This is a genomic window from Neptuniibacter sp. SY11_33 (assembly GCF_047778025.1).
GTDB lineage: Bacteria > Pseudomonadota > Gammaproteobacteria > Pseudomonadales > Balneatricaceae > Neptuniibacter.
This window is the reverse complement of record NZ_CP180543.1, coordinates 3,136,216-3,149,830: the sequence shown is the minus strand read 5'-3', so window position 1 is coordinate 3,149,830 and position 13,615 is coordinate 3,136,216. Positions and strand designations below refer to the sequence as shown.

Below are 13,615 nucleotides of genomic sequence, written 5' to 3'. Positions count from 1 at the left end.
TCGGTTCAGATTGGTAGGAATGGGCAGAGCTAGCTAATCTTAAAGGGATTGAATGAACTTTTCCTGAAGGGGCTTATGGGACAAGAAATTAGTTCTCATAAATTTAGTGAGCAGGCTTATAGCCAATTCAGACGGCGTTTAATGGAAAACCTAGACGGGCTGAAGTCGATGTTGAACCGGCCCAGTTTTGGTTGTGGGCCTTCATCCATAGGGGCTGAACTGGAGTTGTATCTGGTAGATCAGCACGCGAGACCGCTAAGTTTAAATCGCGAAGTGATAGATCGTAGTGGTCATAAGCAGCTAGCGCTGGAGTTGAATCGCTTTAATCTCGAATACAACTTAAAGCCGGTTGGCGCTGCAGGCACTCCGTTCAGTCAGATGGAACAGGAGATGATTAGTGCCATCGAATTGGTAAATCATCATTTGGCTGCTGAACAAGGGCAAGCGTTGCCTATAGGTATTCTACCGACTTTAAAGCGCAGTGATTTTGGTTTAAAAGCTCTCACAGATGAATCTCGTTTTTACGCACTAACTCAAGCCCTACAAAAGCTGAGGGGCAGAATGTTCTGTATCAAGATAGAAGGTGATCCTCCTATTTCACTGCGTTCTCGAGATGTTTCATTAGAAGGAGCTAATAGCTCCATGCAGGTTCATTTTCGTGTCAGCCCAGAGCGTTTTGCTTGTACGTTTAATGCCCTTCAGCTCGTTACACCTGTAGTGGTTGCTTTAGCGGCGAACTCACCGTTTATGTTGGGGCATAAATTATGGCATGAGACACGCATTCCCTTATTTAGGCAAGCAATTGATGGGCGCTCCCATGAAGAGTGTGATCGAGGTATCCCTTCCCGTGTCGATTTTGGTAATGGCTGGGTTCGTGAGGGGGCTTATGAGCTGTTTGCAGAGATGGTGCATCTACATGAACCGATACTGCCGGTTGTTGGTGACGAAAATACCTTAGAGATTATTAAGAAAGGGGATGTCGCTACGCTACAAGAGTTGTGCCTTCATGCCGGTACGGTCTGGCCTTGGAACAGGCCGGTTTATGATCATAAAGAAGGTGGCCATTTGCGGATTGAGCTTAGGGCTTTACCCGCCGGGCCGACTCCTTGTGATATGGCCGCGAATGCAGCTTTTGCACTTGGAGTTGCCAAAGGGCTGCAGGAACAGATGGATGAAATCATCCCTGCGATGCCATTTAGTGTGCTGGTTAAGAACTTTTATTTGGCTGCAGAAAAAGGTCTTCAGGCGGAGCTGATGTGGCCGGTGTTAAGTCAGGCCGGTGGACTTAAAAAGTTAAGTACTGCTGAGATTGTTCAGGAGCTTTTGCCTGTTGCTGATGCTGGGTTAAACGCCTTGAAGATTGATCCGCAAGAACGGGATCACTATCTTGCTGTGATTAAAGAGCGTGTCGATACAGGGATCACAGGAGCCTACTGGCAATTGCGTGAATACCAGCGGTTATATAAAAAATTAAATCACAATCAAGCGCTTACTCAGATGGTTCAGCGTTATATGACGTTGTCGGCCACTAATAAACCTGTAGTGGGATGGTAGCTATTGTGGAGGTACTTTATATGGAAGGGAATAGGGTATGAGAACGCTGATAAATCCTACTTCTGAACAGCTATTGGAAAGCCCAGAAGCGTTCTTAAAAGAGATGGGCGAAGCGGTGATGATCTATGTCGAGGGTGAGCAAACTGAGCGGACCCGTGGCTTAGTTACGCTTTTACATGGGAATGAGCCTTCAGGGCTAAACGCGTTGCATAAATGGTTAAAACAGGGGCGAAAACCGCTGGTTAATTTACTCTGTTTCATCCCATCCGTCCCTGCTGCTATTTTAAAGCCTATTTATAAAAATCGTGTATATCCGGGGCAGCGGGATATGAACCGTTGTTTCTTTCCGCCTTTTACGGATGAGCCGGGGCAACTTGCCGAAGAGATCTTAGAACTGTTTGAGGATTATCAGCCCGAGTGCATCCTCGATATCCATAACACTTCAGGGCACAGTCCTGATTTTGGGGTGGTGACATATGTTAGCGAAGCGCATGAAGCACTTGTCTCTCTGTTTAGCGAACGTTTGGTGATCACTGATCTGCGATTAGGCGCTTTGATGGAACGAAGTACTCGCCGTTGTCCGGTAGCAACCATCGAGTGTGGCGGAGCAAAAGACCAAACAGCCAATCAAATTGCGTGGCAAGGCTTACAAAAGTTTCTCTATCAAGAGGAGGTGATGTTGTTAGAGCATGGTCACCATCTGGATCTGTACCGCCAGCCGGTTCGTTTAGAACTGCAGCCTGAAACGACGATCGCCTTTGCTGATAGTTATGTGATCGGAACCGATCTGACTGTACCCACGCATTTAGATGAATTTAATTTTGGCGCAGTTGAACGTGGGACTTTAATTGCTTGGTTAGGGGGAGGAACTTGCCAGCAGAATTTGAAAGTTCACGATGCTGAAGGGGCGGATGTTTTCGCTCGCTTCTTTGAGATTAAAGGTAACCTGCTCGTTACAGCTCAATCGCTGAAGCTCTTTATGATTACCACAAGGCCAGATATCGCCCTGAGCGATTGCTTATTATATGCCGCTGCCGAAACCGAACATGAGGTCGTTGATACCTAACTATTTGAAAAGATTAATTAACTTGCGTCATGAGTGGTCGTTCAAATATGATGGCTGACGTTATATCAGTCGGCTTTAATCTATTTATTATGCAGCGGTAAAGCTGTATAACTAAGGTCTTATAATGTCTGCTGAATAGTCACGTCGCTTTTAAACGCGATTATTTGATTGTATAGAGAGCTTGTATTACTCATGATGCACCGGATTTTAAAGTCGCTGACCCAAAAGCCTTTCGCGTTTTCTGCGATTGTCTTTGGTGTGGTGATGCTGGTGTCAGCTTTCTTTGTGAGCCATGAATTTGAGCGTATTCGCGAAAATATTAAACAGCAAGCATTTGTAAATCTTTTGACTTTAGGGGCTCGCTTAGAGGGTGAAGTCAATGCCCATCTTGTTGTATTACGAGGGCTTAGAGCCGAAGTCGCGATTAATTCTGATATCAATCAAGGCGAATTCTCACGTCTTGTTGAAGAGTATCTCCAGACAAAGCTGAGTATCCGGCATATTGCCTTGGCGCCGGGTTTAGTGATCACCAATATTCATCCCTTCAAAGGTAATGAGGCTGCGTTAGGTCTTGATTACAGAGAGCTTCCTGATCAGTTACCTGCGGTAATGGAATCGATCAAGCGCAATGAGATTATCTTGTCTGGCCCTGTAAACCTTGTCCAAGGTGGCACGGCGTTGATAGCTCGAGTACCTGTTTTTATTGGTGAAGATAGGAACATGCTTTGGGGTATCGTCTCGGCTGTAATCGATGATGAAGACCTATTACAGAAAGCTGGAATAGATATTCGCCTTTGGGGCAATGACATAGCGCTCAGAGGTAGTGATGGTTTAGGTGTTGATGGCGCTGTATTCTTTGGCAGTAAGGAAACCTTCCATCCTGATGCGGTGACGGTCGATGTTATATTGCCATTGGGGCGCTGGCAGTTAGCTGCTTATCCGCAAGGTGGTTGGCAAGTTAAAAACAGGCAGATACTGGGTTATTGGCTGATTAGCTTGTTGGTCAGTTTTGTACTTGCGATGGGTACTTACTTAATTGCCCTCAACTATCGTGAAAAGCTTCAAGCAATAGAAACCGCTAACTATCGTGCCAACTACGATGCTTTAACCGGCTTGTCTAATCGCTATCATTTCGGGCAGCAGCTACAGGCGATGATCTATGACCATCAGCGCCATAATCACATGTTTGCGCTGTTCTTTATCGATCTCGATTACTTTAAAGAGGTTAATGATAACTGGGGGCACCATACCGGTGATGAGCTACTACGTTTGTTTGCTGGACGGATGCAGAGAATTGTTCGTAACGATGATCTACTTGCACGCTTAGCGGGTGACGAATTCGTTATTATTCTACGTGATATTGAATCTGCAACTCAGGCTGAGTTGCTCGCCGAAAAGCTCCAGATGGAGTTAGGTGAGCCTTATCTTATTGACGGTCAGTACCTCTCGGTTACTCATAGTTTAGGTATCGCTATGTATCCCGAAGATGGTCAAAGTATGCAGCCCCTACTACAGAATGCTGACCGTGCGATGTACGCAGCAAAACGTGCAGGTAAAAACAGAATCTTCTTCTTTAATGATGCGTTGAGTCAGGAAGTAAAGCAGCACGTTCAGACGCACAATGAAATATTGGCAGGTTTGCGCGAAGGGCAGTTTGAACTCTACTTACAGCCGATCGTTGCCTTAGGCACTCAAGAGATTGCCAAGTGTGAGGCGCTCGTGCGTTGGATCCATCCCGTTAAAGGAGTTGTGCCACCTGTAGATTTTATCCCCGTTGCGGAGCAGACTGGTGCGATTCGGAGCTTAGGCGAGTGGATCTTAGATGAAGCATGCCACCTGTCTGGCAATTTTAAGCAGGCGGGGATCGATATGCAGATTTCGATCAACCGTTCTGTGGCAGAGTTCTTCCCGAAGGATGCTGATAAGCGTTGGTTACAGATTATCAATGATCATGCTGTGGATCACAGCAATCTGGTTTTTGAGATAACCGAGTCCTTATTGATGGAAGGTGGCGATAGTCAGTTAGATAAGATCAAGCGTTTGCGTGAGCAAGGTATCGCTTTCTCTATCGATGATTTTGGTACGGGGTATTCGGCGATTAACTACCTACGTCACTACCCGGCGGATTACCTGAAGATTGATCGTAGCTTCGTTATCGATCTTTTAGACGATGAACAAGATCGAACGCTGGTGGAGGTAATCATCAAAATGGGCCAAACCTTAGGCATTAAAGTGGTTGCTGAAGGTGTTGAAAATCAGCAACAGCTAGATGTTCTACGCGAGTTTGGTTGTGACTATGTGCAGGGGTATTTCCTTGGGCGCCCAGTCCCGTTTGATCAATTCTTGGAATACCTTCCTAAAGAGATTCACTCATAATTTATAAAACGATAATCTTCTCATAGCTTTGGGCTATCGTTAGATTAGTTTTGTTTAATTATTTTTATCCAACGTTTTCACCTATATTTACTCTAACGAAACGCAAGTCAACCAGACGCGACATTTAGAGGAATAAATCATGCTACAGAATAGCGAAGGTAAGAATATCCCAGCAGTTACTTTCCACACTCGTCAGGGTAATGAGTGGGTAGATGTAACGACTGAAGAGCTTTTCAAAGGTAAGAACGTAATCGTATTTGCACTACCTGGTGCATTTACACCAACATGTTCTAGCACGCATTTGCCTCGCTACAATGAGCTTGCACCAGTATTCGCTGCAAATGGTATTGATGACATCATCTGTCTGTCAGTAAACGATACATTTGTAATGAACGCTTGGGCTGAAGATCAGCATGCGGACAACATCACTTTTATACCGGACGGTAATGGTGAATTCAGTGAAGCGATGGATATGTTGGTAGATAAAGACAACCTAGGTTTTGGTAAGCGTTCTTGGCGTTACTCTATGCTGGTGAAAGATGGCGTGATCGATAAGATGTTTATTGAGGCTGATCTACCAGGCGATCCGTTTGAAGTGTCTGATGGCGATACCATGCTGGATTACATCAATCCAAAAGCTGAACAGCCAAAACGCGTAACAGTATTGAGTAAGCCGGGTTGTCCGCACTGTACACGTGCTAAGAAAGCGCTAACTGACAATGGTTACAAGTACGAAGCGATTGAGTTAGGTAGTCACGGAGTCAGTTTCAGCACGCTACAAGCGGTTTCAGGCAACGGTACTACGCCACAGATCTTTATCGATGGTGAATTGATTGGCGGTGCTGATGATCTTGAGGCGTGGTTAAAAGGATAAACCGACGTTTTAAGAAAGATTAAGGATGAACAGGAGAAACAAAAAAGCCGTAGCAGATCTGCTACGGCTTTTTTATGTTCCTCTTTTTATACAAAAAGGGAGTTTAGTCTTTTAAACGAAGGCCGCCTGGTTCAATGGTGATTTTTCCCTGTTTCAACAAAGCGCCAACTGCCATTTTGAAAGCTTTTTTACTAATCCCAAAATGTTTGTAAATAATTTCTGGGGATGATTTGTCGTTTATCGTAATAAAACCTTCCTGTTCATCCATCATATCTAGGATCTGTTGAGTGGTATCAACCACTTTGCTGTATCCCGGCTTTTGCATGGAAAGGTTGATCTTTCCATCGGCGCGCACTTCTTTGATGTAGCCTTTAAATTTCTGGCCAGGGTAAACCGTTTTCAATACATCGCTACGGAAGATGAGGCCCCAATGCTCGTGGTTAACAATTGCTTTTTGGCCTAAATCGGTACGATTGGCTATGACTAACTGCACTTCTTCACCCGCTTTGTAGTTAGCAGGTGTCTTATCCAAAAATTTATCTATCTTGGTGGATGCCACAATACGGTTGGTATTTTTATCCAGATATAGACGTACCAGATAGCGTTTGCCTACTTCAACGGGGCGGTTCTTTTGTTCGCTATAAGGTAGTAATACATCTTTGGGAAGGCCCCAATCTAAGAATGCGCCTACATCATTTATCTCTGATACTGGCAGCATAGCAAATTCATCGACAATGGCTTTTGGTGTTTCCGTGGTCGCGATCAGATAATCGTCGGTATCTAGATAGATAAATACGCGGATGCTGTCGCCGACTTCTAAATCTTCTGGGCAGTAACGTTTAGGTAGAAGTATTTCGCCCAGTTCACCTGCATCCAGATAAACGCCAAAATCTTTCTCTTTGATTACTTCCAGAGTGTTGTATTTGCCGATAGCGGCCATGGGAAAACCTTTCGATAATGAGTAGATGGAGCAGCATTGCTGCTAAGCACAGTATTATCCTAGTCCATCGCTCAATATAAAAGCTCTAAAATGAAAAAAGCCTCCTTAAAAATAAGGAGGCTTTCTGCGTATCAGAATAAGATAGGATTATTCGTTTACGCTACTTGCTTGCATGGACCGGGTTTATTTACCCATGCGGCGGATCGCCTGCGGGGTAAAATCTTTATGTTTAAAGCGTTGGCTGAAGTCGAATCCATTACCTTCTTCGTTGGTCAAACTACCCACTAGGTAACGACCCGATTGAAGATCATAGAGCGCTTCAGCAGTAAGCCAAGGCACATTTACATCACGGTATTGGAACTGGTGGGATTCACCTACGCGCCAAAGTTCACCACGACCGTCGTAGTGATCGACAACCGCAATCTGCCAGCTATCTTCATCAATGTAGAACGTACGCTTAGCGTAGATGTGACGTTCACCATCTTTAAGTGTTGCTTCTACTTTCCATACGCGATGCAGCTCGTAACGCGTTAGTTCTGGATTCATATGACCAGGTTGAAGAATATCCTCATATTTTAATCCACGATCAGCTAGTTTGAAGCTGTTGTATGGAATGTAAAGCTCCTGTTTACCAACAAGGTTCCACTCGTAGCGATCAGGAGCGCCGTTGAATAGATCAAGGTTATCGGTCGTACGTTGTCCATCACTGGCTGTGCCCGGTGCGTCATAAGCAATTTGAGGCGCGCGACGAACACGACGTTGACCTGCATTGTAAGTCCAAGCCTGACGAGGTTGCGTAATCTGGTTCATAGTTTCATGAACGAGTAACACGTTGCCGGTTAGGCGAGAAGGTGCTTTAACTCGCTGTACAAAGTAGAACAGGATATTGTCATCTTTCTTAGCATCAGAGCCGCCTTCTAGAGCGCTCGGCCAAGACATCTTTTCGTTAATTTTTACAGCAGTGAAATTACCATTAGCTTGCACAGGTACCTGTACAAAAGTCCTTTCCAATGCACCGCCACGATAGCGTGTCATATGGTTCCAGATAACCTCTAAACCGTTTTCAGGGATAGGGAAAGGAATTGCCGTTTCAAAGCCTGAGAGTCCGTTGCCGCCATCGGTTAGTTCTGCGCTGGATGCATTCTGTTTTGCTGCGGAATAAACATCTGCTGGTAATGCGGCTGTTCGATGGGTTGGGTACACAGGAATAGAGTAACTATCAGCATACTTCTTCAACATCGCCATCTGGCCGGGTGTAAGGTTGTCTTTGTACTGTTCAGCATTAGCTGCCGTGATCGTGAATAGCGGCTTTTCGCTTGCAAACGGATTGCTATATCGATCAGAACCACTTTCTAACCCACCGGTCCATGCTGGGATCGTACCTGCAGCATTGCCCGCTTTTTCCGCACCGATCGGGGTCAGTTGATTGCCCAATTGAGCTACCTGCTCAGGTGTTGCGGCATAAATGCTTGCCGAGGCAAAAAGAATCGCCGAACTCAGCAGAAGTTTCTTGGTATTGAACATAGTGTATATCTCCATTTATCTGCTGATCTTAGAAAGAAACGGACGCGCTAATTGATAGGAAATCACGGTCTTCAATAGAGTTAAAGTCTCCACCGAAAAAGTCTGTATAAGAAAGCTGAACACGGTATTTATTCAAGTAATCAGCTGTCAGGCTCAAACCAAGTGTTTTCTCATCTTCATTAAATGCTGCACCTGGTTGCGGACCATAACCTTCTAAACCGTGCTTGAAGCTAATTTGCGGTGTTAGATTTACACCGGCAAAAGCGTTTGGATAGTTTAGGTTAGCTCGCAATACGTAACCGTAAGAGTCTTGAGTTACGAAACCATCTGTATCACCTGCAGCATACCCGAATGCACCGTTACGACCGTATTTAAGCGCGTTGGCACTCTCATCTAAATCATGAACGTGAGTCCAAGCTAGTTCACCCACCATGGTTAAGCGGCTGGCACCCAAAACCTGATCGTAGAATTTAACAAAGCTTGTTTGTACTTGGGTAACATCGAATGGAGTAAAACCAGACACTTCACCGCCAGCACCCGCTGATGCGATTAGATTATCGGCTGCAGTATTCCCGATACCGCCAATATTTTGTTGAAGAATAGCACCAACCAATAGAGGACCATTGATCTGGATTGGAACGTCAGTCTTATGACTGATTTCACCGGACCAAGCAACGTCACCAATATTGGTGTTAAAGCTTAAACCAATCATTTCGATATCTTCAGGGTATTCAACGAAATATTCAGAATCAAATGCCGCAACTACGGCTGCTGCAGTTGGGCTAACACCACCTGCAATTGTTGGAAGGTCACCTGCTGTAACTGAAGAGTTTACACCACTCGTTACAGGCAGACGGCTATGGTATCTAGATAGATATAAACCGAATTCGGTGTTGTTTAAGTCTTCTGAAAAATAACGAAGAGCGAGGCCAAACTGACCATCATCATCCGCTTCTCTACGACCATCTTCATGTCTATTAACAACTGGGCTGATTGGTGAAGCTAGATCGGCACCAGATAATGCCCAAACGCCTCCAGCGCCTAAGGTGTTGAAATAATCTTGATCGGAAACGTTAACACCAAGAAGTGCCGATAAGGTTGGGTTTGTCGTTTGGATACGGATACCGTCACAACCTTCACCGACAAAGTCATTGTTGGAAAAGTAAGTACCGCAACCGTCGATCGCTGTTGGTTCCCATTTAAGTTGATAGAAACCCTCAACGCTTAAATTATCGGTCACACCAAACGAGGCAAAGGCCATATTTACCGGTAGTAAGCCTTCTTTAACTTCAGCTCCTGGTCGACGGAAAGCGTTAACATCAAACGGATTGATCGCGTTTAAACCGCCCTGAATAAATGTACTTTCACCCCAGTTAACAACTTGACGACCAATACGTATATCGAGTGGCTTTTCGCCTAAATCAAATGCGCCGTACCAGTAGGCGTCTAATACTTCGAAACCGCCGAACTTGGCGTAATCGTTAAATCCAGAATCGTTTAATTCTGCGCCGGGGCCATACAGGTTAGGTGAGTGGCCATGGTTTCTGGAACCGGACTCCAGTTCAGCGTCGTACCAGTATTTTGCGCGGGTAAAAACGCCCATATTTTCATAACGCAGTTCTAGGTCGTGTACACCTTTCACGATTTGAGAGAAAGTTTCACCTTTATCAAAGTTCTGGTTACCGTCGTCGTAACTACCGGAGCCAAGACTGGCGCCTCCATTACCTTTTGAAATTAGCCCTGAAGATGCGTCATCCATACGCCAACTGGCTCCCATTGATATCTGAGAGTCAAAGCGCCCCTCGATATCACCGAGATTAAATTCAATTGCTTGAGCCTGATTTATGCCTACTGCACTACCAATTAGTAACGGCAGTAGTTGGCGTGTAAACACCGAGGATGGTTTTTTGCTGCGACGCAAAATCCGGTTTTTTATTGCCATTTCGTTCACCTAGCGTTGTTATTTTTTTAAGGCGCAAATTGTGTTTTCTAGCTAAATCCATTGCTTCTGCCCTGTAGGTTTATAAAACGGGCTCTACAGAGTAGTTACAGAATATTTAACGCTATCCATGTTCACTGGCTTAACAAAATCTCTCAATAACAATTGAGGGCAAAGTTATTAACAAAATAGTTCGTTGGCTTGAAATTATTAACATAATAGTTCATGAATAAGAGAGGGAAGTGCGTTTCATTAAAAAAATAAGAACAAAATAGGTTAGAGAGTCATGGAGCGTAAAATTACTGTACCTGCAGGGTACGTTCGTCACTTATTGCAATTAGTAGAAGAGCAAGGCTTCAGTGTTGAACAGCTGCTGACCCATGTCGGGATCGATCCGGCCGAAATTGGTAACCAAACTGAGTTTCCAGCGGATAAGTTTGGCTTGCTCTATCAACGTATCTATTACATCGCTCAAGACGAATATTTCGGAATGTTGAGTGGTGGTAAGGTGCCAAATGGTACCTTCCGCATGATGTGTCATTGCTTGATTCACTGCACAACGCTAGAGAAAGCGATCTATCGTGCCAGTGATTTTCATGAGATCTGTCGCGGCACAAAAGTTAAACCTTATCTGGTGCGTAAAGGGCGTTTTGCCAAGGTTTCGTTTACCACAACGGACGCGGCCGAAGTCTCTATGGAAGAGATTTTAAAAGACGAAATACCAGGGCGTATTCGAACTTCGCTATCGATGTGGCAGCATTTTTTATGTTGGCTAATTGGCAAAAGATTAGAGCTGAAAGCGGCCTATTTTTCGTTTGCCGAACCAGATGATGTGACTCAGTACAAAACCCTTTTTCAATCAGAAGTTAAATTTGATCAGCACGATAATGCCATCGTTTTTCCTGCGCGTTATTTGGACTTTCCAATTGTTCAAACCCCTGAAACCCTGCGTAGTTTCTTAAAAACCGCACCTTATCAGCTGATAGTGATGGTGGATGATGACACCAGTTTGAAGTCCCAAGTGGTGGCTTTGATTGGTAAAGACTTCAGTCAGGATCTCCCGAGTGCTGAAGAGGTGGCGTATCGACTGCATATGTCAGTATCGACACTGCGGCGTCGATTGTTAGAAGAAGATACTTCCTATCAAAAGATCAAAGATGAGTGTCGCAAGTTAGCTGCGCTTAACTATATGAATTCTCCACAGTTATCGATCAATGATGTCGCAGGGTTGATGGGGTTTGAAGAGCCTTCAGCCTTCTTTAGGTCATTCAAAAAATGGACAGGCATGACTCCTGGAGAATATCGGCGCAGTGACAGCTATTGCCAGCAATTGGCAGATTCATAAAGTTTTAATTAGGCCCGATTTATAGGGCCTTTTTTGTTTATAGAACGTTTTTGTTAGTTATTGAGGTGTGAAATGTTATTGCTGGATATGGGCGCTGGAACGATTATGTTAATAGCATTTCCCAATGTGAATTAACGTCGAGTTATTACAATAAAAAGCCTGAGCTGATCTAAGCAATAAGCAGGTTAAGACGGAGCAAGTTATACAATGAGCGATTATCGATACCCGTATCAAGATGGTGTTTTTGTCTTGAATGAGCTGGTGGGGTTAGAACAGATTTGTCATTCAGCAGGTCTAGAAGAGTTTGCTGAAGGTTTGGCTGAAGCGGTTTTAGATGAGGCTTCTAAGCTAGGCACTGAACAGCTTGCTCCTCTAAATAGTGTTGGCGATCAGCAAGGTGCAAAATTAGTTGACAACCAAGTACAGGAAACACCGGGTTTTTCTGATGTCTACCAGCAGTTTTGTCAGGGTGGTTGGCCATCGCTTGCGGCTAATCCTGAATTCGGTGGTCAGGGCCTGCCTAACGCACTCTCGGTTGCGGTTAACGAAGTATGGCAATCTTCAAATTTAGCTTGGGCTTTATGTCCTTTGTTGACTCAGGGCGCGATTGAAGCGTTGGAAACGCATGGTAGTGAACAACTACAGCAGCACTACCTTCCTCGGCTGATCAGTGGTGAGTGGACGGGCACCATGAACTTAACAGAGCCTGATGCCGGTACTGACTTAGCAGCCTTGAAAACGCGTGCTGTACCAGAAGGTGATCACTACCGAATTACTGGTCAGAAGATCTTTATTACGTGGGGCGACCATCAGATGACCGAGAATATCGTTCATTTGGTATTAGCGCGTTTGCCTGATGCTCCGGCCGGTGTAAAAGGGATCTCTCTATTTATCGTTCCAAAATTTCTGTTGGATGAGAACGGGCAGGTGACTGATCAGCGTAATGATGCTTCTGCTGTGGCGCTGGAGCACAAGCTAGGTATCCATGGCAGCCCAACCTGCGTGATGAGCTTTGGTGATAACGACGGTGCAATTGGTTATTTGGTCGGTGAGGAAAATAATGGCCTTGCTTGCATGTTTACGATGATGAACGATGCGCGCCAAGGCGTAGGCCTGCAAGGTTTAGCTATCTCGGAAAGGGCTTATCAACAGGCTTTGGAATATGCCAAAGAGCGAGTGCAAGGCACTTTAAGAGATGGTTCCCGCGTCACGATTATGAAACACCCTGATGTTCGTCGCATGCTTTTGCAGATGAAATCAGGTGTTCAAGCAATGCGCGCATTAACTTACGTTGCTCGCGCCGAAAGTGATCTTTGTCAGAATGCTCAAGACCGCGAACAGCGTGCTAAACATCAGGCGCGAACGGATCTTCTCACGCCGATTGTTAAAGGCTGGGTCACAGAGCTAGCCCAGGAGATGACCTATCTTGCAGTGCAAGTGCATGGCGGTATGGGCTTTATCGAAGAAACGGGTGCTGCGCAGCATTACCGCGATGCGCGTATATTGACGATTTATGAAGGGACTACGGGTATTCAAGCTTTAGACCTTATCGGTCGAAAAACCTTGGTAGATAGTGGTGCCGCACTATCGGATCTGCTGAGCGAAATTGCTAGCGATCTTGATCAGATTTCCGAACCTGAACTGCAAGATCTGGTTAGTGCTACCCGTGATGCCCTTACTCATGCAGAAGACGCCAAAAAGTGGGTATTGGAAACAGCGAGTAAAGATCCAGCAGCCGCTGGTGCGGCCAGCGTGAGCTTTATGATGTTGCTAGGTTATCTTTGTGGTGGTTGGTTATCGGTTAAATCAGCCAGCATCGCCCAAGCTAAGCTAAATGATCCTGAAAGCGATCAGCCATTCTTAGAAAGCAAAATTGTATCGACACGCTTTTATGTCGAGCAGCTGCTACCACGTACGTCAGGTCTGTTGAGTGCAGTCATGGCAGGTGGGGATGCGGTGATGCAGCTTTCTGAAGAGCAGTTTTAAGTAGACGCCAT

Annotated in this window: 9 protein-coding genes; 6 read left to right on the top strand and 3 right to left on the bottom strand. The window is 45.2% G+C overall.

What is annotated here, in order from left to right; genetic code table 11:
* Positions 1-75 precede the first annotated feature (75 nt).
* The 4 genes from ACMXYV_RS14890 (at position 76) to ACMXYV_RS14875 (ending at position 5,870) form a co-directional block, all read left to right on the top strand.
* Positions 76-1,554: a glutamate-cysteine ligase family protein gene (locus tag ACMXYV_RS14890; protein WP_415889242.1), complete on the top strand. Its 1,479-nt coding sequence runs from the start codon at positions 76-78 to the stop codon at positions 1,552-1,554.
* Positions 1,555-1,591: 37 nt separating this feature from the next.
* Positions 1,592-2,620, top strand: a complete 1,029-nt coding sequence (locus ACMXYV_RS14885; protein WP_415889241.1) for a succinylglutamate desuccinylase/aspartoacylase family protein — start codon at positions 1,592-1,594, stop codon at positions 2,618-2,620.
* A 192-nt stretch (positions 2,621-2,812) separates the two neighbouring features.
* Entirely contained in the window at positions 2,813-4,996 is a 2,184-nt protein-coding gene (locus tag ACMXYV_RS14880; protein WP_415889240.1) for a putative bifunctional diguanylate cyclase/phosphodiesterase, read from the top strand.
* 139 nt (positions 4,997-5,135) lie between these two features.
* Positions 5,136-5,870, top strand: a complete 735-nt coding sequence (locus ACMXYV_RS14875; protein ID WP_415889239.1) for a glutathione peroxidase — start codon at positions 5,136-5,138, stop codon at positions 5,868-5,870.
* A 103-nt stretch (positions 5,871-5,973) separates the two neighbouring features.
* Here ACMXYV_RS14875 and ACMXYV_RS14870 read toward each other — a convergent pair whose 3' ends face one another.
* From ACMXYV_RS14870 to ACMXYV_RS14860, 3 genes are all read right to left on the bottom strand, one after another.
* Complete coding sequence (locus tag ACMXYV_RS14870; protein WP_415889238.1) at positions 5,974-6,810, bottom strand: S1 RNA-binding domain-containing protein; 837 nt, start codon at positions 6,808-6,810, stop codon at positions 5,974-5,976.
* Positions 6,811-6,993: 183 nt separating this feature from the next.
* Positions 6,994-8,334 (bottom strand): DUF1329 domain-containing protein, encoded by a 1,341-nt coding sequence (locus ACMXYV_RS14865; protein WP_415889237.1) that lies wholly within the window; start codon positions 8,332-8,334, stop codon positions 6,994-6,996.
* A 28-nt stretch (positions 8,335-8,362) separates the two neighbouring features.
* Positions 8,363-10,276 (bottom strand): DUF1302 domain-containing protein, encoded by a 1,914-nt coding sequence (locus ACMXYV_RS14860; RefSeq protein ID WP_415889236.1) that lies wholly within the window; start codon positions 10,274-10,276, stop codon positions 8,363-8,365.
* Between the two features lie 283 nt (positions 10,277-10,559).
* On the opposite strand from ACMXYV_RS14860, the gene ACMXYV_RS14855 reads away from it, so the two are divergent.
* Both ACMXYV_RS14855 and ACMXYV_RS14850 read left to right on the top strand, forming a co-directional pair.
* Positions 10,560-11,618 (top strand): AraC family transcriptional regulator, encoded by a 1,059-nt coding sequence (locus tag ACMXYV_RS14855; protein ID WP_415889235.1) that lies wholly within the window; start codon positions 10,560-10,562, stop codon positions 11,616-11,618.
* A 207-nt stretch (positions 11,619-11,825) separates the two neighbouring features.
* The gene (locus ACMXYV_RS14850) at positions 11,826-13,604 is read left to right on the top strand and encodes an acyl-CoA dehydrogenase (protein WP_415889234.1); all 1,779 of its coding nucleotides are present in this window, start codon (positions 11,826-11,828) and stop codon (positions 13,602-13,604) included.
* Positions 13,605-13,615 lie beyond the last annotated feature (11 nt).